This window comes from Pseudomonas sp. FW305-25, assembly GCF_017351415.1.
Lineage (GTDB): Bacteria > Pseudomonadota > Gammaproteobacteria > Pseudomonadales > Pseudomonadaceae > Aquipseudomonas > Aquipseudomonas chlororaphis.
In genome coordinates, this window is record NZ_JACNDE010000014.1 from 77,110 (window position 1) to 100,809 (window position 23,700).

Here is a 23,700-nt window from a genome sequence, read left to right on the forward strand (position 1 = left end):
GTCTTTTGCCCCGAGGCTTTTCAACGGGGCGCTCATCATAACAGGACGGCCCCGCCCAAGACAGCGGCCGTCATAGGGACGCAAGCCGCCATGCAAGTGAAACACCTGCTGCTGATCGCCATCCTCGCACTGACCGCTGCTTGCTCATCGAAGGAAGTCGTTGACGAAAACCTGAGCGAGGTCGAGCTGTACCAGCAGGCGCAGACCGACCTGGACAACAACAGCTATACCAGCGCCACAGCCAAGCTCAAGGCCCTGGAGTCGCGTTATCCGTTCGGTCGCTACGCGGATCAGGCACAGCTCGAACTGATCTATGCCAACTACAAGAACGCCGAGCCGGAGGCCGCCAAGTCCGCCGCCGAGCGTTTCATCCGTCTGCATCCACAACACCCGAACGTGGACTACGCCTACTACCTCAAGGGCCTGACCTCCTTCGACCAGGACGTCGGCCTGCTGGCGCGCTTCCTGCCGCTGGACATGACCAAGCGTGACCCGGGTGCCGCGCGCGACTCCTACAACGAGTTCGCCCAGCTCACCAGCCGTTTCCCGAACAGCCGCTACGCGCCGGACGCCAAGCAGCGCATGATCTACCTGCGCAATCTGCTGGCCTCCTACGAAATCCACGTGGCCGACTACTACCTGACCCGTCAGGCCTATGTAGCCGCCGCCAACCGTGGCCGCTACGTGGTGGAAAACTTCCAGGAAACCCCGTCGGTGGCCGATGGCCTGGCGGTGATGACCGAGGCTTACCAACGTCTGCACCTGGACGAGCTGGCCGCCACCAGCCTGGAAACCCTGAAGCTCAACTACCCCGATCACCCGACTCTGGTCGACGGCCAGTTTGTGCCACGGGTCGCCGAGGCGGACAACCGCTCCTGGCTGAGCAAGGCCACCCTGGGCCTGATCGAGTCCCGCCCACCGCTGCCGCCGGGAGAAACCCGCGCCAACCAGGACGTGATGAAGCAATACCAGGACGCCAAGGATGCGATTCCGGCCGAGCTCAAGCCTAAAGACGCCAATGGCGACGCTGTCGAAGAAGAACAGCACGAAGCCGAAGGCAACAACAGCGACCGCTCGTGGTTCAGCTACATGACCTTCGGCGTGTTCGACTGACACCGCCGCGGTCACAAAAAAGGGAGACTTTCGAGTCTCCCTTTTTTTGTCCGTGGATTTCAGCGCTGATTGCACTGTGCGCCCGGCATGACCTTGGCTAAACTGCCGGTTCCTCACTCACATAGCTGGCTACCATGCTTCGTCTACTGTTCTGGATCGCCCTGATTGCCGCTGCGGTATGGCTCTGGCGCAAATTCAAGCAGCCCGCCTCCGGCACCGCTGCGCCCCGCGAACCCAGCACCACGCCCATGGTGCGTTGTGCCCACTGCGGCGTGCACCTGCCCCGCGATCGGGCGCTGAGCCTCGAGCAACAGTGGTATTGCAGCCAGGCGCACCTGGAGCAAGGTCCGATCTCCCGCGATCGCTGAACCTCGACCGCAGCGGTGCATATGACGTCAAAAGCACGTTGTTTGCACCGCTGAATAATTCGCTACAAAAAAGCCACCGCCCCTCCTCACCTCGCTTCCGGCCGGCAACCCTCGGCAAATCGGGGCTATTACCCTGCGCGTCATCTTGAATTCGACCAAACGGCCCCGCACCGCCCGGCCTTGAGCGGGCCAACGACCTCAAGCCTGCCTAGACTTCACGACACGCCAGGATGGCGGGTGCTCTCGCACCTCTTTCGCTCACGGATGAAGCAGTAAGCGGCATGAGCCCACGACAAAAAGTCTTGATCGTCGATGACGATCCAGGCATTCGCGAATATCTGGAAATCAGCCTCGGCCGGATGCAACGCCATACCCGCAGCGCCCGCACCCTGGGCGAAGCGCGTCACTGGCTGGCGCGGGAAGGCTTCGACCTGTGCCTGAGCGACCTGCATTTGCCCGACGGCACGGGGCTGGAATTACTCGAGCATATCCGGTGCCGCCAGCTGCGAATGCCGCTGGCCATACTCAGCACCTGCGCCCGCCAGGAAACCGCAATCCACGCCCTGAAGGCCGGGGCCATCGACTTCCTGAGCAAACCCGTGGCCCTGGCGCGCTTGCGCGAACTGCTGAATGGTGCCCTGCCCGGATCGACACCCCCGCCCCCTGCCACCGGCCCATTGCTCGGCGATTCGGCCGCCATGCACAAGCTGCGCGGACAAATCGGCAAACTGGCCCGGAGCCAGGCCTCGGTCTATATCAGCGGAGAGTCCGGAAGCGGCAAGGAACTGGTCGCCCGCGCGATCCACGATCTGGGTCCTCGAGCCAGCCACGCCTTCGTGCCGGTCAATTGCGGGGCCATCCCACCGGAGCTGATGGAGAGCGAGTTTTTCGGCCATCGCAAAGGCAGCTTCAGCGGCGCTATCGAAGACAAGCCCGGCCTGTTCCAGGCGGCGCACGGCGGCACACTGTTTCTCGATGAGGTGGCCGATCTGCCGCTGGCGATGCAGGTCAAATTGCTCCGCGCGCTGCAGGAGAAGGCGGTACGTTGCGTCGGCGAACAGCAGGAAGTCCAGGTCGATGTGCGCATTCTCTGCGCCACCCACAAGGCGCTGCAGGCGGAAGTACATGCCGGGCGCTTTCGCCAAGATCTCTACTACCGCCTGAACGTGATCGAACTGCCGGTGCCAGCGCTACGGGCGCGCAAGGCCGATATCGAACCCTTGACCACCGCCATCCTCGAGCGCCTGGCGCAGGGTAACGGCCAACAACTGACACGGCTTCAGCCAAGCGCGTTGCTGGCACTCCAGGGCTACGACTTTCCCGGTAACGTGCGCGAACTGGAGAACCTGCTCGAACGGGCGCACACCCTGTGCGAGAACCGGCGGATCGAAGCACGCGACCTGCGCCTGACGCCCAACGGCGCCCACCCGGCCATCACGCCCGGACCGGCACAGGTGATCAACCTTGAGAAACATCTGCAAGAAGTCGAGCGCCGACTGATCCTCCAGGCCCTGGAGCACACCCGCTGGAACCGCACGGCGGCGGCCCAGCGCTTGAGCCTGTCGTTTCGCTCGATGCGCTACCGGCTGAAGAAACTCGGCCTGGATTAAATTCGCCCACTGGGCGCATAAGGCGCCGGGTCGATGATTGGCTCCCGGCCCAGCATCAGGTCGGTGAACAGCTGGCAGGACGCGGGCGCCAGGACCAAGCCATTGCGGTAATGCCCGCAGTTCAACCACAGCCCCGCCAGCCCGGGCACCGGGCCGATATAGGGAATGCCCTCGGGCGAACCTGGGCGCAACCCCGCCCAATGGCCCACCACCTCGGCCTGCGCCAGCGCCGGGATCAACTCGATGGCCGAAGCCTTCAGACTTTCCAGGGCCGACGAGGTGGGGGTCTTGTCGAAGCCTTCGTGCTCCAGGGTACTGCCGATCAAGATGTGGCCGTCGCGCCGGGGAATCGCGTAACGCCCCTTGGCCAGGACCATGCAGGAAAGAAAATCCGACGCGCACTTGTAGAGGATCATCTGGCCTTTGACCGGCTCCACTGGCAACGCCAGCCCCAGGCCCTTGAGCAATTCGCCGCTCCAGGCCCCTGCCGCCAGCACCACCTGATCGCCACGGATTTCGCCCAGGGAGGTCTGCACCCCGAGCACTCGCTCACCTTCGCGGATAAACCCGCTGACTTCGCACTGCTCGTGAAGGGTCACCGCTGGCAACGCCGACAGGGCGGCCTTCAGCGACTTGACCAGGCGCGGATTGCGCACGTTGGCCACGTCAGCCATGTAGATCGCCCGCGAAAAACCGCCACCCAGCACCGGCACCGCGTCATGGGCCACCGAGATATCCACAGCGCTCAATGGCCGCTGTTCGCGCCGGGCCCAGGCCAGTGCTTCGGCCTCGTCGTCGAGGTCCAGCCAGTACAGGCCGGTGGTGTGCACTTCGGGATCGACACCGGTGGTGGCGAACAGGCGTTCGGCCAGCTGTGGATAAAAGTCCTGCGACCAATGCGCCAGCGCCGTGACCGCCGGGCTGTAGCGCCAGGGGTACAGCGGCGAGACGATCCCGCCGCCGGCCCAGGAGGATTCCTGGCCGACATTCGAGCGTTCGAGCAGCACCACCTGCTGCCCGGCGGACGCCAGGTTGAACGCGGTCAGCAGGCCGATCACTCCACCGCCGACAATCACCACTTGCTGTTGCTTTGCCATAGTCCAGTCCAGGAAATGAAAACACCGGGCGCCGCCAGCGCCCGAGAAGGTTGTTCAGCGCCCCCAGCAATCCTTGCTGGTCACCCCGTCGGCCATATTGTTGTTGCCCATGGCACCGGTGTGGCTAAGGGTGAACTCGCCGCATTTGTCGCCGGCCATCATGCTCTCGGTTTTCGGCGTCGCGGTCAGGGTAAAGCTCTGGTCGGCCAGGACTGGCGTGATGCTGTAGTCGTCGTTGCCGGCGCTGAGGCCCGGAGCGTTGCTGTAGACACCGCCCTTGGAATGAAACCGCTCGAGACTCTGCGCCTGTTCCGACAGCAGGCCGGCAATCTGCGTGCGATGGGTTTTCTTCACGTACTCGGTGATGCTGGGAAGGCTCAGGGTGACAACGAGCCCGATGACCGCAATCACGATCATGATTTCGATCAGGGTAAAACCTTGGTTGGATCTACGCATGCCTCACTCTCACTTACTGTATTTGTCGCCACATGATGCGGCGGCTGCCACCGCCCGGCTTCTCGACCAGAGAGGCGATACCGCCGCCGGAATCGCTGACGATTTTGCGGGTAGCGCGATTAAGCACAGCGCTCAATGCAGGAATGCCGCCGGTAAAGATGACACCGCTGGAAGGCGTATCCAGACCGTCGACCACTTCATCGCCATTGGTGTCGAGCACCGCGTCGCCCTGCATCTTACCGCTGAATGCGTCCAGCTCGACCAGTTTGCCGTTGCCGGCGCTGGAACAAGGGTCGCCCGCCTCGACAGCAGCAGTGCTGAAGACAACGCGACCCGCCACCAGCGTGGCCTGATTGATGACCCGCTCGCCACTCGACGCCTCCCCCAGCGGCAGGTACCAGCCCTGCTCGGCCGGATAACTGACGTCCGCCTGGGTGCTGGTGATATAGGAGCCCGCGCTGCCGGTAAACAGCCCAGTGATCGCTTGCGCCTGCAGGTCAGCCACGGTGATGCTGCCCGTCCCAGCCGGGGCATCCCAGACCGCGTAGAAACCCTGGGCATCCTTGCTGCGCTTGTCGGCCAGCTCGCTGAGCTTGCCGGTGCCGAACAGCACCAGCTTGCCGCCCTCGGGATGATCCACCAGCAACGGCTGCGCGGTGATCGGCTGGCTCGCGCCACCCGGAGCGCTGAACAACGGAGCACCACCAAAGGCCAGGCCCCAGCTGTCCGGCGCCGAACCGCTCAAATCGAACTTCCACAGATAGCCCTGAAGGTCGCCGCCATAGGCCGCCTGGACCACATTCTGGCTGTCCACCCGCACCTTCACCGAGGACAAGCCGTTCTCCTGCCCACTGCCATCGACCGGGATTTTCCTGATCAACGAGCCATCGCGAATATCCACCACATACAGGGCGGCGAGCCCGGAATGGCTGCCATAGCCATTGCCGATGAAAGCCGCCCAGCGCCCGTCGGCCAAGCGTGCCACTTCCGGACGGGCGTAGGCATAACCCAGGTCATTGAACGGGTGGCTGTTATCGGCAACCTCAGGCGCGGCAATTTCCCACAGCGCCTGCGGCGTATTGCCGGCCTGGCCATACAGCTGCACCGCGTAAAACACCTTGCCGCCGGCCCCGGTGCCTGCCAGCGCCAGGGTTGCCCAGGCCGCGCCGAGTTGGGCATCGAAGACCGCCACCGGGCCATCGGCCAAAAACCGGTGACGCTCCCCGTTGACATAGCCGGGGTCGGCGATGTGATGCAGCAGCGGCAAGGCACTGGAGGGCATATAGGCGTAGCGGCGCCGGCCATTCTCAGGGTCGATCAGCGAAAGCAGGCCGTCATTGGCGTTGACCAGCAGGCTCGGGGTCATGCCTTGGGCCTTGCTCGCCAGGTAGGCGCTGTAGTCGCTGTCGCCCTGCAGGTCGGCGGCGTCCTGCGCGGTCGGCGCCGCCATGACCAGCGGCGAGTTGACGATGTCCCCCAGCAATCGGCTCCGCACCTTGAGCCCGGCCCGGTTACTCCCCTGGCTCCAGGCCAGTAGATCGGCCGCGGCGGTGCCGGGCGGCAGGTTCTGGGCGAGCGCGGCCTGCTGCGCACCGGACAGTTGGTCATGGCGCAAGGCAACGGCGGTTCGGGAGACACTGTTCCAAGTCTGGAAGATCCCCGGCGACGTACCGGCAACCAGGGTCGAGTCCGTGCTCCACAGCGGCGTACTGGTGTCGACCGCACCAGCGGGGCTGATGCCATACGCCCTGATGGTGCCGTGCCAATCGACGGGGTCATAAGACGCCTGGAAATAACTCGAACCGCTGGCCAGCCCGGCGGCCCCCGCCGTGGCGCTGCCCGCCTGGGCGGCGGAAGCCGAAACCTCGCCCAGGGCCGAGGCCAGCGCGGCGTCGAGCCCCGCCTTGTCGATCACCGGGTAGAACTTGCCCCGGCCATAGTTCGCCGCATCCGCCAGCATGGGGTACTGCGCGTTGAGACCGATGGTGTAAGTGTTCATGTGCTGCTGCGCGAAGCCCGCCGAATCCCAGCTTTTCCCCGCGATATCCATGCCTGCCGCGCGCATGTCGATATCCACCGCCAGCTTGGCGATGTCATCCAGATACAGGCTGCTGCCCTCCTCGTTGCCACCAGGATTAATGCCGTCATTGGGCACCCCATCCCAATCTGGCAGGCTGCTCGCCCCCTGGGGTTCACGGGAGGGAAAACTGTGGTCGTAACTGGGCAGGCCATCCGTCACCACCAGGCCGTAATTGCGCTGGCAGCGATACTGGATCGGGCTGCCATAGGTAGAGGGCGTGCTGTTGTAGTAAGGCGTCAGGCCACGAAAATAACGGCTGATCTCGTAATAGGTTTCCGCCAGCGGCGCCTCGGCCGAGGCCCTGAGCCCGCCGATGGCGGACAGCAATGCCTGGTAGTTAGCGTCGGCCTGAGCCCGGCTGACCTGATCGCCGACCGGAGCCAGATCGCTGATGGCGCGCACGATACGCCCACCCGGCGCCAGATCGCCGCCCGCTGGCGGGTTGAAGCTCGCCAGGCCAATGCGCAGCGCGCGGTTGTCAGCCACCAGCTTGCTGGCGGCCTCACGCACCAGGGTCATCCGGTCTTGAACGGGAATCGAGCCATCGGTGAAATCCCGATCGCGACCGTCGGCCAGGGCCAGCAGGTAAGCCAAATAGGCAGCCGAATAACGGGTGCGGCCGTTCCCCGCGGGATCAGGCAGCTTGAGGCACTGTGGCCGGGCATGGTCACGGTAGAAACCGACATAACCGCTGGCGCAGCCCGCCTGGCTCAGCGTTGAGAGAGCAAGCGAATCCGCGCTCGGACTGGCTCCGGCCAGGCATTCGCCCGCCTGCATCCGGCACGGCCTGACCGGCGCCCGCGCCAGCCCGGGATCGAAGCCCGGGGCATAGACGACGCTGTTCATGCTCTGCGAATCGTCGAGCAGCAGCATCACATTCGGTGCCACCGCCGCCGCGTTCGCCAAAGGTGCCTGCGCCGGGCTGAAGCCATAGGCCGGGGCACTCAGATAGAGACCCAGCAAAGCGCCAGCCAGCAATCCCCCAGGCCTTTCAATACTTGGCATAAATGCTCTCCAGCACGCTGCGCGAGTGGCCGGCCAGCCCGACAGCGGTCACCCGGTACAGGGTCGCGGAAGTGTTGCTCGGCACATGGACTGCCCCCAGCGTCGTACCGAGGTTCTGTACAGCGTAAAATCCGTTACCGGTGGCGATCCAGGTCACGCCCGAATGGCTGTTGTGGCCCGCGGCGCTGACAGCCGCGGACTCGCCGGGCGGCGCGCACTGGCCGCCGCTACAGGCCGCCAATACATAACTGTCCTGCTGCACCGCGCTCTCACCGATGCGCAGCGCCATCTCCGCCGCCTGGAACGACTGATTGCGCAGCCACAGGCCGCCGGCCATCTTTTCCTGCAAGGTCGCGTTCTGCATCGACGAAATGCCAATCAAGGTCAGCAGCAACAGGAACACCAAGCTCATCAACAGCGCCATGCCGCGCTGCGCCCCGGGAGCCGTTCGATACGAAGTCATCGGCAACTCCCTCACAACAGGCGATTGCGCAAGGCGGCCACCACATTGAACGTCTGCGGCCGCACTCGCGCCTGGGGATCGCTCAGGGTCAGGCTCAAACGCACGCTGCGGATCCGTGCCGGGTCTGCGGGATCACGGCTATAGCTGGAGGCCGCGACATCCGTGGCGGTGCTGGCGATGCCGAACGACACGTCGAACGCGCTGACATTGTTCACCAGCACCGCCTGGCCGGAGCCAGTGCCGGTGCCCATCAGCAGTTGATCGTCCTTCAAGCTGTACACCAGTCGCCGCACCGCAAACGCCTGCTGCCCCGAGGGGGCCTTGCGGGCGCCGGTGTAGGCGGTGGCGCTATTGCGGCAATCGCTCAGCACGGTCCAGGTCGGGGTGCCACCGCTGTCGCCGATATCGGCCGTGACCAGCGTCAGCCGGTGGTTGGCGTTGTCCCAGCGAATCGGCGTTTGCGCATGGCCGGCGAAATCCGCGGCAATGCTGGCATCGGCGATGCTCTGCAGGCAGCCGAACATGCCGACCATGCGTATCTCCTGGATCATCTTGCTCAGCACGAAGCGCGCATCCTCTTGCAGGCTGGCCGAAGCGTTCTGGCTGACATAGGTGTTTTTGGCCGAGATGAAAATCTGCGTCACGCCCAAGGCCACGATCAGGCTCAACGCCAGCGCCACCAGCATTTCGATCAGGCCGAAGCCGCTGTTCCCGCGTCTCATGGCTTGCTCCCCGGATCCACTGCCACCCGGCTGCTCAGGACAAAACTGCGGGAGCCTTCAGCAGGCTCGCCAGAAGAATGGGCGGCACGGGCGTCGTCCCAGGTGATGCTGATGGTGAACACGCCCTGTTTGAGGCTGATATGGCCCTCGGCGGTCGGCCCGCCGAAACTCTCGACATTGCGCTGGAAGTCATAGAGGTCCTGGTCCCGAACCACACCGAAATTGCCGGCCTCGGGAGCTGCCACGGTGTAGTCCGCGGCGCTGTTGGCGCGGATGCGATCGAGCATGTCATAGGCGATGAAGCTGGCCTGGCTGGTCATCAATGCACTGTCGGTGTAGCGCAGGGCATTGAGCTGGACCGCCGCCGCACCGAGCAGGCCGACGCCGAGAATCAGCACCGCCACCAGCACCTCGATCAGCGTCATTCCGGCCTGCACGCTCCTGCCCGTCATTTGCACTCCCCGTTTACCGCTATCCGTCCGTTCAGGCACAGCGTGATCGTCCTGTGTTGCTCGCCCAGCACATAAGTCATGACCGGCGGGACCGCTGCCGATACACCGCCCAACGCGTTGAAGCCAATGCTGTCGAATTCAGAGGTTAGCGTCAGCCGGGCGCCGCGACTGACCGCGGGAACAACCCGCAATACATTCGTCGCCGGTCCGTCGCCTTGATAAATCGACAGCCCCCGGCTCCAGTCCGAATCGACCGCGGCCGGGCGCAGGTGAACCGGCAAGCCGCTGTCGATCGCCTCCAGACGCGCGTAATTCAAGCTGCGCAGCAGTTCGCTGATGTCGCTGTCGGCCTTGGAGCGCTGCGCCATCTGACTGAACGCGGGAACCACCAGGGTCAACAAAACCGCCGAAACTGCCAGGGCCACCAGTAATTCGATCAGCGTGAAACCTTCTGTACGGTGACGCATGCCATCCCCTTGAGCGGCCAGCGGCTATAACTGGCTCAGGCACTTCGAACCTTCATAGACCGAGGGTTTGAGGTTTTGCTCAATGGCCGGGCAAGGATTGTCCGGACCTGGCGCACTCCATGGAGGGAGAACCATGTCGCAGAAGGGTTTCGGCCTGATCGAAATAATCGTGGGCCTGGTGCTTGCCAGCCTGCTGATGCTGTTCGCCACCACCTCATTCGGGGAGTTGTTCCAGTCGACACGCCGGCTGGATGCCGCACAGATGCTTGCCAGCGGCATTCGCAATGCGCGCACCGAAGCCATCCTGCGTCAGCAGCGAACCGTGATTCACGGGTTGAACGATGACTGGAGCCAAGGCTGGCGGATCATTCTGGATATCAGCGGCGAGGGCTCGCAGGACAGCGATAACCCGGTATTGCTTGAACGCCGGGGGGACGCGCGGGTGGCGATTGTCGGCAATCGCCCGGTGGAGCATTTCGTGCGCTTCAGTGGCCTGGGTGATCCGCAGCTGCCCAGCGGCGCCTTTCAGGCCGGGACGCTGCACATCTGCGCGGCCGATCCGGGAACGAGCCAGCACCAGGTGGTGCTTTCCCGCAGTGGGCGGGTCAGCCTGCGCAGCGACAAGGCCGCGCAGGCGTTATGCGACAGGCGGGGCTGATCAGAGCAGGGAGCGAACGCGCAGCTCTTTGGGCATGGAGAAAGTGATGTTTTCTTCGCGGCCGGCCAATTCGTCGGCGCCGGTAGCGCCCCAGGCGTGCAACTGCTCGATCACGCCCCGTACCAGCACCTCGGGAGCCGAAGCCCCGGCGGTGATGCCGATGCGCTCGACGCCATCGAACCAGCTGCGTTGCATGTCCTCGGCACCGTCGATCAGGTACGCCGGGGTGGCCATGCGCTCGGCCAGTTCACGCAGGCGGTTGGAGTTGGAGCTGTTCGGGCTGCCCACCACCAGTACCACATCGCACTCGTCGGCCAGTTGCTTGACCGCGTCCTGACGGTTCTGCGTGGCGTAGCAGATGTCGTCCTTGCGCGGCCCGCCAATCGCCGGGAAACGCTGGCGCAAGGCATCGATGACCCGGCTGGTGTCGTCCATCGACAAGGTGGTCTGGGTAACGAACGCCAGCTTTTCAGGATTGCGCACCTGCAGCTCGGCGACGTCTTGCTCGTCTTCCACCAGGTAGATCGAGCCTCCATTGCTGGCGTCGTACTGGCCCATGGTGCCTTCGACTTCCGGATGGCCGGCATGGCCGATCAGGATGCATTCGCGACCGTCGCGGCTGTAGCGCGCCACTTCGATATGCACCTTGGTCACCAGCGGGCAGGTCGCATCGAAGACTTTCAGGCCACGGCCCGCCGCTTCGCTGCGCACGGCCTGGGAAACGCCGTGGGCACTGAAGATCACGATGACGTCATCCGGCACCTGGTCCAGCTCCTCGACAAAGATCGCGCCGCGAGCGCGCAGGTCTTCGACGACAAATTTGTTGTGCACCACTTCATGACGCACGTAGATCGGCGGCCCGAAGACCTCCAGGGCGCGATTGACGATTTCGATCGCGCGGTCCACGCCAGCGCAGAAGCCACGGGGGTTGGCGAGTTTGATTTGCATGCTGTGCCTCGTGTCTTGCCCTGTAGGAGCGAGCTTGCTCGCGAAGAACTCAAAGACGCCGCGCTCATCCTGAATGCCGGCGTTATCGTTGAAGAACTTCGCGAGCAAGCTCGCTCCTACAGCAGGCTGGTTTCGTTAGTTACAGCGCTTTAACGTCGATGATCTCGACATCAAAGGTCAAGGTTTTACCGGCCAACGGATGGTTGAAATCAACCGTCACCTGGGCGTCATCAAAAGCTTTGACCACGCCTGGCAGCTCGGTATTCGCCGCATCGTTGAAGATCACCAGCAGGCCTTCGGACAGCTCCATATCCTGGAACTGCGAACGGGGAATGATCTGCACGTTTTGCGGGTTCGGCTGGCCAAAGGCGTTTTCCGGCTCGATGGTCAGGTTACGCTTGTCACCCGCCTTGAAGCCGAACAGGGCCGCTTCAAAACCTGGCAACAGGTTGCCGTCACCGACCTTGAAGGTCGCCGGGGCCTTGTCGAAGGTGCTGTCCACCGTGTCGCCGTTCTCCAGGCGCAATGCGAAATGCAAAGTGACTTCCGTGTTCTGGCCGATGCGTTGTTCAGCCAATACCTGTTCAGTCATGAACGGCTTCTCCGGTTTTCTTGCTTTTGAACATATCCAGCGCAAGCATCACCGCACCTACGCTGATGGCGCTGTCGGCAAAGTTGAACGCCGGGAAATACCAGCGGTTCTGCCAATGCACCAGGATGAAATCGATCACATGGCCCAGGGCGATGCGGTCATACAGGTTGCCCAGCGCGCCGCCCAGCACCAGTGCCAGGGCGACCGCCAGCCAGGTTTCGTTGCGCCCCAGGCGCTTGAGCCAGACCACCAGCACCGCGCTGACCACCACCGCGATCAGGGCGAACAACCAGCGTTGCCAGCCTGAGCTGTCCGCCAGGAAGCTGAATGCCGCGCCGGTGTTGTAGGCCAGGGTCCAGCTGAAGTAATCCGGGATCACCACGATCTGCTGGTACATCGACAGCGAGCTTTCGAAGTGCAACTTGCTGGCCTGGTCGATGACCAGGACCAGCACGCTCAACCACAGCCAGCCCAGACGGCCGAAACGGCCCGCGGCATTAGGCATAGTGACGAACCTCGCCTGCGCCGCTGATGTTGTCGACGCAGCGACCGCAGATTTCCGGGTGCTCGGGGTGCACGCCGACATCTTCACGGCAGTGCCAGCAACGGGCGCACTTGGCGAAGCTCGACTTGACCACTTTCAGCTTGAGGCCGGCGACTTCGGTTTCCACCGCATCCGCCGGTGCCTGCGCGAAAGGCGCGACGCTGGCGGTGGAGGTGATCAGCACGAAGCGCAGCTCGTTGCTCAGCTTGGCCAGGTCGGCGCTCAACGCTTCTTCGGCGTACAGGGTCACTTCGGCTTGCAGGTTGCCACCGACGGCCTTGGCCGCGCGCTGGATTTCCATTTCCTTGTTGACCGCGACCTTGACCGCCATGATCCGCTCCCAGTAGGCACGGTCCAGCTCGAAGCCTTCCGGCAGCTCGCTGAGGCCCTGGTACCAGGTGTTGAGCATGACCGACTCGTTGCGCTCGCCCGGCAGGTACTGCCACAGCTCGTCGGCGGTGAAGGCGAGGATCGGCGCGATCCAGCGCACCAGCGCTTCGGAGATGTGGAACAGCGCGGTCTGGCACGAACGACGGGCTTTGCTGTCGGCGCCAGTGGTGTACTGGCGGTCCTTGATGATGTCCAGGTAGAAACCGCCCAACTCCTGCACGCAGAAGTTGTGCACCTTGGAGTAGACGTTCCAGAAGCGGTACTCGCCGTAGTGCAGTTCCAGCTCGCGCTGCAGCAGCAGGGTACGGTCCACGGCCCAACGGTCCAGGGCGAGCATTTCTTCGGCCGGCAGGATATCGGTGGCCGGGTTGAAGCCGCTCAGGTTGGAGAGCAGGAAGCGCGCGGTGTTGCGGATACGCCGGTAGGCGTCGGCGCTGCGCTGCAGGATCTGGTCGGAAACCGCCATTTCACCGGAGTAGTCGGTGGCCGAGACCCACAGGCGCATGATGTCGGCGCCCAGGGTGTCGTTGACCTTCTGCGGCGCGATCACGTTGCCCAGGGACTTGGACATCTTGCGGCCGTTCTCGTCGACGGTGAAACCGTGGGTCAGCAGTTCGCGATACGGCGCATTGCCATCGATCGCACAGCCGGTCAGCAGGGACGAGTGGAACCAGCCGCGGTGCTGGTCGGAACCTTCCAGGTACAGGTCGGCACGCGGGCCGCTGGCGTGGCCCATCGGGTGCGAGCCGCGCAGCACGTGCCAGTGAGTGGTACCGGAGTCGAACCAGACGTCCAGGGTGTCGCTGATCTTGTCGTATTGCGGGGCTTCGTCGCCCAGCAACTCGGCCGCGTCCATCTTGAACCAGGCTTCGATGCCTTCCTGCTCGACGCGCTTGGCGACTTCTTCCATCAACTCGACGGTGCGTGGGTGCAGATCGCCGCTTTCCTTGTGCAGGAAGAATGGGATCGGCACGCCCCAGTTGCGCTGACGGGAGATGCACCAGTCCGGACGGTTGGCGATCATCGAATGCAGGCGCGCCTGGCCCCAGGCCGGCACGAACTGAGTCTCTTCGATGGCCTGCAACGCACGCTGGCGCAGGGTGTTACCGCTGGTTGGCTGCTTGTCCATGCCGACGAACCACTGCGCGGTGGCGCGGTAGATCAGCGGGGTCTTGTGGCGCCAGCAATGCATGTAGCTGTGGCTGATGGTTTCGGTATGCAGCAGCGCACCGACTTCAGTCAGCTTGTCGACGATGGCCGGGTTGGCCTTCCAGATGAACTGGCCGCCGAAGAACTCCAGCGAGGTGGCGTACACGCCATTGCTCTGCACTGGGTTGAGGATGTCGTCGTTGACCATGCCGTAACGCTTGCAGGTCACGAAGTCGTCTTCGCCGTAGGCTGGCGAGGAGTGAACCACGCCGGTACCAGCGCCCAGCTCGACGTACTCAGCCAGGTACACCGGCGACAGACGATCGTAGAACGGGTGACGGAAGTTGATCAGCTCCAGCGCCGAACCCGGGGCGGTGGCGATGACCGAGCCTTCCAGGTTGTAGCGAGCCAGGCAGGACTCCACCAGCTCCTCGGCCAGCACCAGCAGCTTGTCGCCAGCGTCGACCAGGGCGTAGTTGAACTCAGGGTGAACGTTCAACGCCTGGTTGGCCGGGATGGTCCACGGAGTGGTGGTCCAGATCACGATCGAAGCCGGCTTGCTCAGCGTGGCCAGGCCAAAGGCCGCGGCCAGCTTGGCTTCGTCGGCGATCGGGAAGGCCACGTCGATGGTCGAGGACTTCTTGTCCTGGTACTCGACTTCCGCTTCAGCCAGGGCCGAGCCGCAGTCGAAGCACCAGTTCACTGGCTTGAGGCCCTTGAACACGAAACCGCCCTTGACCATTTCCGCCAGGGCGCGGATTTCCCCGGCCTCGTTGGCGAAGTCCATGGTCTTGTACGGGTTGGCCCAGTCGCCCAGCACGCCGAGGCGGATGAACTCGGCTTTCTGGCCTTCGATCTGCTCGGTGGCGTAGGCACGGCACAGCTCACGGGTCTTGTCCGAGGACAGGTTCTTGCCGTGGGTGACCTCGACCTTGTGCTCGATCGGCAGACCGTGGCAGTCCCAACCCGGAACATAAGGCGCGTCGAAGCCCGCCAGGGTCTTCGAGCGGATGATCATGTCCTTGAGAATCTTGTTGACCGCATGACCGATGTGAATCGAGCCGTTGGCGTAGGGCGGACCGTCGTGAAGTACGAACTTCGGACGATCCTTGCCAATTTCGCGCAACTTACCGTACAGGCCAATGCTGTCCCAGCGCTGCAGAATCTGCGGTTCGCGCTGAGGCAGGCCGGCCTTCATTGGGAAGGCGGTGTCCGGAAGGTTTAGCGTGGCTTTATAGTCGGTCATTTAAGGCTCTTCATTAGCGATTGGCGCTATGGATACGTGCAACTTCGGCACGGGCGGCGGCGACATCCGCGTTGATCGCCGTCTTCAGCGCCTCCAGAGAGGCGAAACGCTGCTCTTCACGCAGCTTATGGTGGAAAACCACCGTCAAACGCCGGTCATACAGATCGCCGGCAAAATCTAAAAGATGGACTTCCAGGTGGGCCTTGCCATCACCTGCTACCGTCGGCCGCACGCCAATATTGGCGACGCCCGGCCAGGTCTTGCCGTCGATGTCGACATTGACCAGGTACACCCCGGACAGCGGTACACGGCGGCGCTTGAGCTGCACATTGATGGTTGGCGTACCCAACTGGCGCGCCAGCTTCTGTCCGTGCAGGACCCGCCCGGCGATGCGGAACGGGCGACCGAGCAGACGCTCGGCCAATACGAAATCGGCAGCCGCCAGGGCATTGCGGACCTGGGTGCTGCTGACGCGCAAGCCATCCAGCTCGACAGTCTGCGCGGCCTCGACGGTAAACCCGTGGGTGATACCGGCTTTTTGCAGGAAGTCGAAGTCACCGACTCGGTCGCAACCGAAGCGAAAATCGTCGCCGACTTCCAGATGCTGCACACCCAGGCCGTCGACCAGGATGGTCTCGACGAATTCGCTGGCGCTGAGCTTGCTCAAGCGCTGGTTGAACGCCAGGCACAGGACCCGGTCGACGCCCTCCTCGGCCAGCAGCTGCAGCTTGTCGCGCAAGCGTGCCAGGCGGGCCGGGGCGGTATCCGGAGCGAAGAATTCGCGCGGCTGCGGCTCGAATATCACCACGCAGCTGGGCACGCCCAACTCAAGCGCACGCTCACGCAGCCGGCCCAGGATAGCCTGGTGGCCACGGTGAACACCGTCGAAGTTGCCAATAGTGGCGACACAGCCCCGATGCTGGGGGCGCAGGTTGTGGAGGCCTCGGACCAGCTGCATAACGCGCTTCTTGCTCATAAAGTGGTCGATTATAACCACACCCGACGGCCGGTGACAGGCAACAGCACGCGCCAAAGTGATCGAACCGACAAAACCACTGCCTCGCCGGCGTCCAAGTGCCTCTGGACCTCAGTGCAACGCCTTACGATTGAAGTCGCGCAGACGGAAGCCGAACAACGCCAGCATGCCGAAATAGGCCACCACGCCCGCCACCACCAGCACACCCAGACGCAGGAAGCGTGCAAGCATATTCCCCTGATCCCAGGCCGGCATGAACTGCATCAGCCCCAGCAACACCGCCGACATCACACTCACCGCGACGATCAGCTTGAGGGCAAACTTGCCCCAGCCAGGTTGCGGCAGGAACATCTGCTGCTTGCGCAGCTGATAGAACAGCAAACCCGCGTTGATACAGGCCCCGGCGCTGATCGCCAGCGCCAGGCCCGCATGTTTCAGCGGGCCGATGAACGCTAGGTTCAGCAGTTGCGTGACGATCAGCGTGAAAATCGCGATTTTCACCGGGGTACGGATGTTTTGCTGGGCATAGAAACCCGGTGCCAGCACCTTGATCACAATGATCGCGAGCAAACCGACCGAATACGCGACCAGCGCACGCTGGGTCATCGAGGCGTCGAAGGCGCTGAACTGGCCGTACTGGAACAGCGACACCGTCAATGGCTCCGCCAGAATCCCCAGGGCCAGAGCGCAAGGCAGCACCAGCATGAAGCACAGGCGCAGGCCCCAATCGAGAATCCGCGAATATTCATGCCGATCCTTGTTGGCGTAAGTCTTGGCCAGCGTCGGCAGCAGGATCGTGCCCAGCGCCACTCCCAGAACCCCTGAAGGCAGCTCCATCAGGCGATCGGCGTAATACATCCAGGACACCGAGCCAGCCACCAGGAACGAGGCGAAGATGGTGTTGATGATCAGCGAGATCTGGCTCACCGAGACCCCGAGAATGGCCGGCAGCATCTGCTTCAGCACCCGCCAGACCCCGGTGTCGCGCAGATTCAGGCGCGGTAGCACGAGCATGCCGATCTTTTTCAGGTGCGGCAGCTGATACAGCAACTGCGCCAGGCCACCCGCCAGAACCGCCCAGCCCAGGGCCATGACCGGCGGATCGAAATAAGGCGTCAGGAATACCGAGAACACGATCATGGCGACGTTCAGCAACGTCGGCACGAACGCCGGGACCGAAAAGCGGTTCCAGGTATTGAGGATCGCCCCCGCCAGGGAGGACAACGAGATCAGCAATATATAAGGAAAGGTCACGCGCAACAGATCGGTGGTCAGCGTGAATTTTTCCGGGGTGTCGACAAAACCTGGCGCCGTCGCCCAGATCACCCAGGGCGCGGCGATGATCCCCAGCGCCGTCACCAGCGCCAGTACCAGGGTCAGCAGGCCGGACACATAGGCAATAAAGGTCCGGGTCGCCTCCTCACCCTGCTGGCTTTTGTATTCCGCCAGGATCGGCACAAAGGCCTGGGAAAAAGCCCCCTCGGCAAAGATGCGACGCAGCAGGTTGGGCAGCTTGAAGGCGATGAAAAAGGCGTCCGTCGCCATTCCGGCGCCGAATGTACGCGCAATGATGGTATCGCGCACGAACCCCAGAACCCGGGAAAGCATGGTGATAGAGCTGACAGCGGCCAACGACTTGAGCAGGTTCATGGAAAGGTTTTTTGCCTGTAGATAAACAGCAGGCGAACAATGCGCCCACTTGTGCGATACTCCGCGCCGCAACAGCACAGAGCCAAAGCTCGCGAGTTTACAGGTCAAGCGCCGGAAATAAATATCCCGCCTCTTCAGATCCAACCACTCAGCGGAACGCATCACCTGCCCTTGACAAGCCTTCAACTCATCGGCATGATTCGCGGCCTATTTTGTTTGCTATTTCCCAAAAAGTCTTTCGAGGAGCTCGACGGTGGCCAACTCACCTTCCGCCAAAAAACGTGCAAAACAGGCTGAGAAGCGTCGCAGCCACAACGCCAGCCTGCGTTCCATGGTTCGTACCTACATCAAGAATGTAGTTAAAGCCATCGACGCAAAAGACGCTGAAAAAGCGCAAGCTGCTTATGTTCTGGCCGTGCCAGTTATCGACCGCATGGCCGATAAAGGCATCATCCACAAGAACAAAGCTGCTCGCCATAAAGGTCGTCTGAATGGCCACATCAAGGCTCTGAACCTTGCTGCTGCAGCCTAAGCGACACGCTTGTTAAAAAACCGACCTCAGGGTCGGTTTTTTATTGCCTGCGATTTGCTGCCTTGACCACCAAACCACTATCGCCAGCAATCGAACATCGACCGGCAGCCCCTACAGAGCACAACCACTGCAGAAGCCAGCCCCGAAGGCCGTTACGGGGTTTGCGCCCAAGGCAGGATCGGAATCGCCGTCACCGCATTCTGCGGACTGCCCTCGATCAACCGATCGCTATAGACCAGGTACACCAGGGTATTGCGCTTCTTGTCGAGGAAACGCACCACCTGCATGGTCTTGAACACCAGCGAAGTGCGCTCCTTGAATACCTCTTCGCCATCCTTGAGCTCACCCTTGAAGCTGATCGGGCCGACCTGACGACAGGCAATGGAGGCTTCGGCGCGATCCTCCGCCAGACCCAACCCACCCTTCACCCCACCGGTCTTGGCGCGCGACAGGTAGCAGGTCACGCCCTCCACCTTCGGATCGTCGAAGGCCTCGACCACAATGCGGTCATTAGGCCCGACAAATTTGAACACCGTCGACACCTGGCCGATTTCTTCAGCGCAGGCCAGCAGCGGCATCGCCAACAGCAACCCCAACAACCCTTTTGCTACACGCATTGGTTTTTCCTTAGACCAGAATCAGGTTGTCACGGTGAACCAGCTCAGGCTCAGCCATGTACCCCAACAAACCGACAATCGCATCAGAGGACTGACCGATGATTTTTTGCGCCTCCAGGGCGCTGTAGTTGGCCAGGCCGCGGGCGATTTCACGCCCGTCCGGCGCCACGCATACCACCATCTCGCCACGACGGAAGCTGCCCTGAACCAGCTTGACCCCCACCGGCAGCAAGCTTTTGTTGCCCTGGGACAAGGCCGAGACCGCACCATCGTCCAACACCAGGGTGCCACGGGTTTGCAGGTGCCCAGCCAGCCATTGCTTGCGCGCCGCCAACATGCCGCGCTCAGGCGACAGCAAGGTACCCAGGCGCTCACCCGCCTTGAGACGATCCAGCACACGCTCCAGACGCCCACCGACAATGATGGTGTGCGCCCCGGAACGGGCCGCCAGACGCGCCGCACGCAGCTTGGTCTGCATACCGCCACGCCCCAGCGCGCCACCCGTGCCGCCCGCCACTGCGTCCAGCGCCGGATCGTCGGCACGCGCCTCGTAAATCAGCTGGGCATTAGGATTATTACGGGGGTCCGCGTCGAACATGCCGTCGCGATCCGTGAGGATCACCAGCAGATCGGCCTCGACCAGGTTGGCCACCAAGGCCGCCAGGGTGTCGTTGTCACCGAAACGGATCTCATCGGTAACCACGGTGTCGTTTTCATTGATGACCGGAATCACCTTGAGCTCGACCAGCGCACGCAAGGTGCTGCGGGCATTGAGGTAACGCTTGCGGTCGGACAGGTCGTCATGGGTCAGCAGAATCTGCGCGGTGTGCAAGCCGTGCTCGGCAAAGCTCGACTCCCAGGCCTGCACCAGGCCCATCTGGCCAATGGCCGCGGCCGCCTGCAGCTCATGCATCGCACTCGGTCGTGCGGTCCAGCCCAGGCGGCTCATGCCGGCCGCGACCGCGCCGGAGGAAACCAATACCAGCTCGACGCCAGCCTCATGCAAGGCCACCATCTGCTCGACCCAGACACCCATTGCCGCGCGATCCAGCCCTTTGCCGTCCGCCGTCAGCAGCGCACTGCCGATCTTCACGACCCAGCGCTGCGCACCTGTCACCTTACTCCGCATCTTCTTCAACCTTAGCTTGAGAGCCACGCGACCGAGCGCGCCCATAAAGTTATTCGTGGCTACGTTTCCCGGATACTAAAACGCCGCTCAGTGAGCGGCGCTTGTAGTTTACTGCAACGAATCAGTCGCGGACGTAAATGATTTCCGGACCATCTTCGTCATCCACATCCTCCTCATCCCAATCATCGTCGCCGATGTCGTGCACGCTCTTCACGCCGCTGCGGCGCAGGGCACGCTGGTCGTCCAGAGCCTGCAACTGGGCACGCGCCTCGTCCTCGATACACTGATCGAGCTCGGCCAATTCGTCGGCGTAGGCCGGGTCGGCCGCCAGACGATCGGCACGATCCTCCAGATACCGCATGATGTCGCGACTCAGGCGCTCGGTACCGTCTTTGGAAATAGCCGAGATCACGTACACCGGACCGGTCCACTCCAGGCGATCGACGATCTCCTTGACCCGCGCCTCATGCTCTTCCTCGAGGATCTGGTCGCATTTGTTCAGCACCAGCCAGCGATCGCGCTCAGCCAGGGACGGGCTGAACTTGGTCAGCTCATTGACGATCACTTCCGCCGCATCGGCCGGACTGCTTTCATCCAGCGGCGCCATGTCCACGAGGTGCAACAGCAGACGAGTACGCGCCAGGTGCTTGAGGAAACGGATACCCAGGCCCGCACCATCCGAAGCGCCTTCGATCAGACCCGGAATATCGGCGATCACGAAGCTCTTCCAGCGGTCGACACTGACCACGCCCAGGTTCGGCACCAGGGTCGTGAACGGATAGTCAGCCACTTTCGGCTTGGCCGCGGACACCGAGCGAATGAAGGTACTCTTGCCGGCATTCGGCAAGCCCAGCAGACCAACGTCCGCCAGCACTTTCAGCTCCAGCTTGAGGTCACGCTGCTCCCCCGGCTTGCCCGGCGTGGTCTGGCGCGGCGCGCGGTTGGTACTGGACTTGAAACGGGTGTTACCCAGACCGTGCCAGCCGCCCTGCACCACCAGCAAACGCTGACCAGCCTTGGTCAGGTCACCGATCACTTCCTGGGTCCCGGCGTCGATCACCGTGGTGCCGACCGGTACGCGCAGCTCGAGATCCTCACCCTTCTTGCCGGTGCAATCGGTACTGCCGCCATTGGAGCCGCGCTCGGCATCGAAATGACGGGTGTAGCGGTAGTCCACCAGGGTATTGAGGTTTTCGTCGGCGATCATATAGATCGAGCCGCCATCGCCACCATCACCACCGTTCGGACCACCGTTTTCGATGAACTTTTCCCGACGGAAACTCATGCAGCCATTGCCGCCGTCGCCAGCTTTTACTCGGATCGAAACTTCATCAACAAACTTCATAACAAAACGCCTCTCGCCGCATGGGCGAGCCGAAAAACACTAAGACATAAGACTCTTGCAAAAATGAGCGCAGCGACCCCGATCAACGGCCGTAACATCCAGCGCTGGCAGCCCATACAAACAGTTTTGCAAGAGACTCACCCCACAAACGAAAAAGCCCCGTCGCGAGACAGGGCTTTTCCAGCGATCGCGCAATTAAGCCGCGACGACGCTCACGTAACGACGACCGAAGGCGCCTTTTACTTCAAACTTGATCACGCCTTCGATTTTCGCGAAGAGGGTGTGATCCTTACCCATGCCAACGCCGTAGCCAGCGTGGAATTGGGTGCCGCGCTGACGCACGATGATGTTGCCGGCCTTGATGACCTGGCCGCCATACATCTTCACGCCAAGGCGTTTGGCTTCTGAGTCGCGACCGTTACGGGTACTACCACCAGCTTTTTTGTGTGCCATGAGTTCAATTCTCCTAGTGAGGAATTAGGCTGAAATTAAGCCTGAATACCGGTGATTTTGATCTCGGTGAACCACTGGCGGTGGCCCATACGCTTCATGTGGTGCTTACGGCGACGGAACTTGATGATGCGGACTTTATCGTGACGACCTTGGGAGATCACTTCAGCCTTGACGGTTGCGCCAGCAACAACAGGTGCGCCGATGTTCACGTCGTCGCCATTGGCAACCAACAGAACGCGGTCAAAAGTCACGGATTCGCCAGTGGCGATTTCCAGTTTTTCGATCTTCAGGTATTCACCTTCAGCGACCTTGTATTGCTTACCGCCGGTAACGATTACTGCGTACATGGTATTTCTCCGATAATCCTGCTCACCCAGCTCTTTATAAGAAGAGGTATTGGCTGGCATGGCTGCATGGGGCTGGAACGGCCCAAGTGCAATTGCGTAAGGCAGGTGCTGCCCAGGAAGTTCAGGGTGCGCGATTGTACGCAAGCTGTCTTGGCGATGCAAGGGGCCGTCCATCGCGCCTTGACAGCCCCGGACGTGGGTCCTAGCATGCCGCGCAACCCTTCTGGAGCACCTGTCGCTGATGCAACCCCAAGCTTTCTACCGCGCGGTGGCGGACGATTTTAGCGCCGTCGACGGCATCATCAAGAAGCAGCTGACCTCCCGAGTGCCGCTGGTATCGAAAATCGGCGACTACATTACCTCGGCCGGGGGTAAACGCCTGCGTCCTTTATTGGTGCTGCTGTGTGGCAAGGCCCTGGGTCGCGAAGGCGACGACCTGCGCCTGCTGGCCGCCACCATCGAATTCCTGCACACCGCCACCCTGCTGCATGACGACGTGGTCGACATGTCCGGCATGCGCCGCGGCCGCTCGACCGCCAACGCCATGTGGGGCAACGCCCCGAGCGTGCTGGTGGGCGACTTCCTGTACTCGCGCTCCTTCGAGATGATGGTCGAGCTGGGCTCGATGCCGGTGATGAAGATCCTTTCGCAGGCCACCCGCATCATCGCCGAAGGCGAAGTGCTGCAGCTGTCGAAAGTCCGTGATGCCAGCACCACCGAAGAAACCTACATGGAAGTCATCCGCGGCAAGACCGCGATGCTCTTCGAGGCCTCGACCCACAGCGCCGCCGCCCTGGCCGGCGCCACCGAAGAGCAGAGCGAAGCCCTGCGCACCTTCGGCGATCACCTGGGTGTGGCCTTCCAACTGGTGGACGACCTGCTCGACTACCGTGGCGATGCGGAAACCCTGGGCAAGAACGTCGGCGACGACCTGGCCGAAGGCAAGCCGACCCTGCCGCTGATCTACACCATGCGTGAAGGCACGCAGGAACAGGCTGCCCTGGTGCGCCAGGCGATCCAGAAAGGCGGTATCGAAGACCTGGAAAGCATCCGCGCTGCCGTGGAGGCCTCAGGCTCCCTGGACTACACCGCGCAACTGGCCCGCGACTATGTCGCTCGCGCCATTGCCTGCCTGGAAGCCCTGCCGCCGAGCGAATACCGCGACGCGCTGGTGGAACTGAGCGAATTCGCCGTAGCCCGCACCCACTAAGATCCGACTGCACACAAGCCCGCTCCTGCCCTGCGCAGGAGCGGGCTTGTTCGTGATGCTTTCCCCCTCGATCCCCCGCGA

24 protein-coding genes are annotated in these 23,700 nt (G+C 62.6%); 6 read left to right on the forward strand and 18 right to left on the reverse strand.

The window, feature by feature from the left end; all coding sequences use genetic code 11:
- The first annotated feature begins 90 nt into the window (after positions 1–90).
- The 3 genes from J4E58_RS15635 to J4E58_RS15645 all read left to right on the forward strand — a co-directional run bounded on the left by J4E58_RS15635 (position 91) and on the right by J4E58_RS15645 (position 3,091).
- Positions 91–1,113, forward strand: a complete 1,023-nt coding sequence (locus J4E58_RS15635; RefSeq protein ID WP_007924720.1) for an outer membrane protein assembly factor BamD — start codon at positions 91–93, stop codon at positions 1,111–1,113.
- A 134-nt stretch (positions 1,114–1,247) separates the two neighbouring features.
- Entirely contained in the window at positions 1,248–1,481 is a 234-nt protein-coding gene (locus tag J4E58_RS15640; protein ID WP_007924721.1) for a PP0621 family protein, read from the forward strand.
- A gap of 281 nt (positions 1,482–1,762) precedes the next feature.
- Positions 1,763–3,091: a sigma-54 dependent transcriptional regulator gene (locus J4E58_RS15645; RefSeq protein WP_087091953.1), complete on the forward strand. Its 1,329-nt coding sequence runs from the start codon at positions 1,763–1,765 to the stop codon at positions 3,089–3,091.
- Here the strand turns inward: J4E58_RS15645 and thiO are convergent.
- From thiO to J4E58_RS15680, 7 genes are read right to left on the reverse strand one after another with little or no spacing between them, the layout of a single operon-like run.
- On the reverse strand, positions 3,088–4,188 hold the full coding sequence (gene thiO / locus J4E58_RS15650) for a glycine oxidase ThiO (protein WP_087091952.1): 1,101 nt from the start codon (positions 4,186–4,188) through the stop codon (positions 3,088–3,090). The genes J4E58_RS15645 and thiO overlap by 4 nt on opposite strands.
- 54 nt (positions 4,189–4,242) lie before the next feature.
- Positions 4,243–4,644 (reverse strand): type IV pilin protein, encoded by a 402-nt coding sequence (locus tag J4E58_RS15655; protein ID WP_087091951.1) that lies wholly within the window; start codon positions 4,642–4,644, stop codon positions 4,243–4,245.
- Between the two features lie 13 nt (positions 4,645–4,657).
- The gene (locus J4E58_RS15660) at positions 4,658–7,729 is read right to left on the reverse strand and encodes a pilus assembly protein (RefSeq protein WP_087091950.1); all 3,072 of its coding nucleotides are present in this window, start codon (positions 7,727–7,729) and stop codon (positions 4,658–4,660) included.
- A complete protein-coding gene (locus tag J4E58_RS15665) occupies positions 7,716–8,192 on the reverse strand; it encodes a PilX N-terminal domain-containing pilus assembly protein (RefSeq protein WP_238437658.1) in 477 nt (158 codons plus the stop codon). The genes J4E58_RS15660 and J4E58_RS15665 overlap by 14 nt, the downstream gene beginning before the upstream one ends.
- Before the next feature lie 11 nt (positions 8,193–8,203).
- Positions 8,204–8,914 (reverse strand): PilW family protein, encoded by a 711-nt coding sequence (locus J4E58_RS15670; protein WP_087091949.1) that lies wholly within the window; start codon positions 8,912–8,914, stop codon positions 8,204–8,206.
- Positions 8,911–9,366: a type IV pilus modification protein PilV gene (gene pilV / locus J4E58_RS15675; protein ID WP_087091948.1), complete on the reverse strand. Its 456-nt coding sequence runs from the start codon at positions 9,364–9,366 to the stop codon at positions 8,911–8,913. Before pilV ends, J4E58_RS15670 begins: the two co-directional genes overlap by 4 nt.
- Entirely contained in the window at positions 9,363–9,833 is a 471-nt protein-coding gene (locus tag J4E58_RS15680) for a GspH/FimT family pseudopilin (RefSeq protein ID WP_053262735.1), read from the reverse strand. Before J4E58_RS15680 ends, pilV begins: the two co-directional genes overlap by 4 nt.
- A 133-nt stretch (positions 9,834–9,966) precedes the next feature.
- On the opposite strand from J4E58_RS15680, the gene J4E58_RS15685 reads away from it, so the two are divergent.
- A complete protein-coding gene (locus tag J4E58_RS15685; protein WP_087091947.1) occupies positions 9,967–10,491 on the forward strand; it encodes a GspH/FimT family protein in 525 nt (174 codons plus the stop codon).
- Here the strand turns inward: J4E58_RS15685 and ispH are convergent, their stop codons facing one another.
- The 6 genes from ispH to murJ all read right to left on the reverse strand — a co-directional run bounded on the left by ispH (position 10,492) and on the right by murJ (position 17,986).
- The gene (gene ispH / locus J4E58_RS15690) at positions 10,492–11,439 is read right to left on the reverse strand and encodes a 4-hydroxy-3-methylbut-2-enyl diphosphate reductase (RefSeq protein WP_085534619.1); all 948 of its coding nucleotides are present in this window, start codon (positions 11,437–11,439) and stop codon (positions 10,492–10,494) included.
- A gap of 139 nt (positions 11,440–11,578) precedes the next feature.
- A complete protein-coding gene (gene fkpB / locus J4E58_RS15695; RefSeq protein WP_172833189.1) occupies positions 11,579–12,016 on the reverse strand; it encodes an FKBP-type peptidyl-prolyl cis-trans isomerase in 438 nt (145 codons plus the stop codon).
- 7 nt (positions 12,017–12,023) lie between these two features.
- Positions 12,024–12,536: a signal peptidase II gene (lspA, locus tag J4E58_RS15700; protein WP_025807545.1), complete on the reverse strand. Its 513-nt coding sequence runs from the start codon at positions 12,534–12,536 to the stop codon at positions 12,024–12,026.
- Complete coding sequence (gene ileS, locus J4E58_RS15705; RefSeq protein ID WP_087091946.1) at positions 12,529–15,360, reverse strand: isoleucine--tRNA ligase; 2,832 nt, start codon at positions 15,358–15,360, stop codon at positions 12,529–12,531. Before ileS ends, lspA begins: the two co-directional genes overlap by 8 nt.
- Positions 15,361–15,373: 13 nt before the next feature.
- A complete protein-coding gene (ribF, locus tag J4E58_RS15710) occupies positions 15,374–16,318 on the reverse strand; it encodes a bifunctional riboflavin kinase/FAD synthetase (RefSeq protein ID WP_164486052.1) in 945 nt (314 codons plus the stop codon).
- Between the two features lie 129 nt (positions 16,319–16,447).
- A complete protein-coding gene (murJ, locus tag J4E58_RS15715) occupies positions 16,448–17,986 on the reverse strand; it encodes a murein biosynthesis integral membrane protein MurJ (RefSeq protein ID WP_087091944.1) in 1,539 nt (512 codons plus the stop codon).
- Between the two features lie 253 nt (positions 17,987–18,239).
- Here murJ and rpsT point away from each other — a divergent pair, with 253 nt between their 5' ends.
- The gene (rpsT, locus tag J4E58_RS15720; protein WP_007924739.1) at positions 18,240–18,518 is read left to right on the forward strand and encodes a 30S ribosomal protein S20; all 279 of its coding nucleotides are present in this window, start codon (positions 18,240–18,242) and stop codon (positions 18,516–18,518) included.
- 152 nt (positions 18,519–18,670) lie between these two features.
- On the opposite strand, the gene J4E58_RS15725 is transcribed toward rpsT, so the two are convergent.
- The 5 genes from J4E58_RS15725 to rplU form a co-directional block, all read right to left on the reverse strand.
- Positions 18,671–19,135 (reverse strand): CreA family protein, encoded by a 465-nt coding sequence (locus J4E58_RS15725; protein ID WP_007924741.1) that lies wholly within the window; start codon positions 19,133–19,135, stop codon positions 18,671–18,673.
- A 10-nt stretch (positions 19,136–19,145) separates the two neighbouring features.
- The gene (gene proB / locus J4E58_RS15730; protein WP_085534615.1) at positions 19,146–20,264 is read right to left on the reverse strand and encodes a glutamate 5-kinase; all 1,119 of its coding nucleotides are present in this window, start codon (positions 20,262–20,264) and stop codon (positions 19,146–19,148) included.
- Between the two features lie 121 nt (positions 20,265–20,385).
- Positions 20,386–21,609: an Obg family GTPase CgtA gene (gene cgtA, locus J4E58_RS15735; RefSeq protein WP_087091943.1), complete on the reverse strand. Its 1,224-nt coding sequence runs from the start codon at positions 21,607–21,609 to the stop codon at positions 20,386–20,388.
- Positions 21,610–21,804: 195 nt separating this feature from the next.
- Complete coding sequence (rpmA, locus tag J4E58_RS15740) at positions 21,805–22,062, reverse strand: 50S ribosomal protein L27 (RefSeq protein ID WP_003228360.1); 258 nt, start codon at positions 22,060–22,062, stop codon at positions 21,805–21,807.
- 35 nt (positions 22,063–22,097) lie between these two features.
- Positions 22,098–22,409, reverse strand: coding sequence for a 50S ribosomal protein L21 (gene rplU, locus J4E58_RS15745; RefSeq protein ID WP_007924746.1), 312 nt, complete (start codon positions 22,407–22,409; stop codon positions 22,098–22,100).
- 241 nt (positions 22,410–22,650) lie between these two features.
- Here rplU and J4E58_RS15750 point away from each other — a divergent pair, with 241 nt between their 5' ends.
- Positions 22,651–23,619, forward strand: coding sequence for a polyprenyl synthetase family protein (locus tag J4E58_RS15750; RefSeq protein ID WP_087091942.1), 969 nt, complete (start codon positions 22,651–22,653; stop codon positions 23,617–23,619).
- The last annotated feature ends 81 nt before the right edge of the window (positions 23,620–23,700 follow it).

Bases quoted from the DNA above. Each gene is read 5' to 3' on its own strand.
- pilV (WP_087091948.1), bottom strand. From the start codon at position 9,366: ATGACGGGCAGGAGCGTGCAGGCCGGAATGACGCTGATCGAGGTGCTG.
- ribF (WP_164486052.1), bottom strand. From the start codon at position 16,318: ATGCAGCTGGTCCGAGGCCTCCACAACCTGCGCCCCCAGCATCGGGGC.
- J4E58_RS15645 (WP_087091953.1), top strand. From the start codon at position 1,763: ATGAGCCCACGACAAAAAGTCTTGATCGTCGATGACGATCCAGGCATT.
- murJ (WP_087091944.1), bottom strand. From the start codon at position 17,986: ATGAACCTGCTCAAGTCGTTGGCCGCTGTCAGCTCTATCACCATGCTT.
- cgtA (WP_087091943.1), bottom strand. From the start codon at position 21,609: ATGAAGTTTGTTGATGAAGTTTCGATCCGAGTAAAAGCTGGCGACGGC.
- J4E58_RS15680 (WP_053262735.1), bottom strand. From the start codon at position 9,833: ATGCGTCACCGTACAGAAGGTTTCACGCTGATCGAATTACTGGTGGCC.
- J4E58_RS15640 (WP_007924721.1), top strand. From the start codon at position 1,248: ATGCTTCGTCTACTGTTCTGGATCGCCCTGATTGCCGCTGCGGTATGG.
- ispH (WP_085534619.1), bottom strand. From the start codon at position 11,439: ATGCAAATCAAACTCGCCAACCCCCGTGGCTTCTGCGCTGGCGTGGAC.
- J4E58_RS15670 (WP_087091949.1), bottom strand. From the start codon at position 8,914: ATGAGACGCGGGAACAGCGGCTTCGGCCTGATCGAAATGCTGGTGGCG.
- rpmA (WP_003228360.1), bottom strand. From the start codon at position 22,062: ATGGCACACAAAAAAGCTGGTGGTAGTACCCGTAACGGTCGCGACTCA.
- J4E58_RS15750 (WP_087091942.1), top strand. From the start codon at position 22,651: ATGCAACCCCAAGCTTTCTACCGCGCGGTGGCGGACGATTTTAGCGCC.
- rplU (WP_007924746.1), bottom strand. From the start codon at position 22,409: ATGTACGCAGTAATCGTTACCGGCGGTAAGCAATACAAGGTCGCTGAA.
- thiO (WP_087091952.1), bottom strand. From the start codon at position 4,188: ATGGCAAAGCAACAGCAAGTGGTGATTGTCGGCGGTGGAGTGATCGGC.
- J4E58_RS15665 (WP_238437658.1), bottom strand. From the start codon at position 8,192: ATGACTTCGTATCGAACGGCTCCCGGGGCGCAGCGCGGCATGGCGCTG.
- lspA (WP_025807545.1), bottom strand. From the start codon at position 12,536: ATGCCTAATGCCGCGGGCCGTTTCGGCCGTCTGGGCTGGCTGTGGTTG.
- J4E58_RS15635 (WP_007924720.1), top strand. From the start codon at position 91: ATGCAAGTGAAACACCTGCTGCTGATCGCCATCCTCGCACTGACCGCT.
- J4E58_RS15655 (WP_087091951.1), bottom strand. From the start codon at position 4,644: ATGCGTAGATCCAACCAAGGTTTTACCCTGATCGAAATCATGATCGTG.
- J4E58_RS15685 (WP_087091947.1), top strand. From the start codon at position 9,967: ATGTCGCAGAAGGGTTTCGGCCTGATCGAAATAATCGTGGGCCTGGTG.
- J4E58_RS15725 (WP_007924741.1), bottom strand. From the start codon at position 19,135: ATGCGTGTAGCAAAAGGGTTGTTGGGGTTGCTGTTGGCGATGCCGCTG.
- J4E58_RS15660 (WP_087091950.1), bottom strand. From the start codon at position 7,729: ATGCCAAGTATTGAAAGGCCTGGGGGATTGCTGGCTGGCGCTTTGCTG.
- ileS (WP_087091946.1), bottom strand. From the start codon at position 15,360: ATGACCGACTATAAAGCCACGCTAAACCTTCCGGACACCGCCTTCCCA.
- proB (WP_085534615.1), bottom strand. From the start codon at position 20,264: ATGCGGAGTAAGGTGACAGGTGCGCAGCGCTGGGTCGTGAAGATCGGC.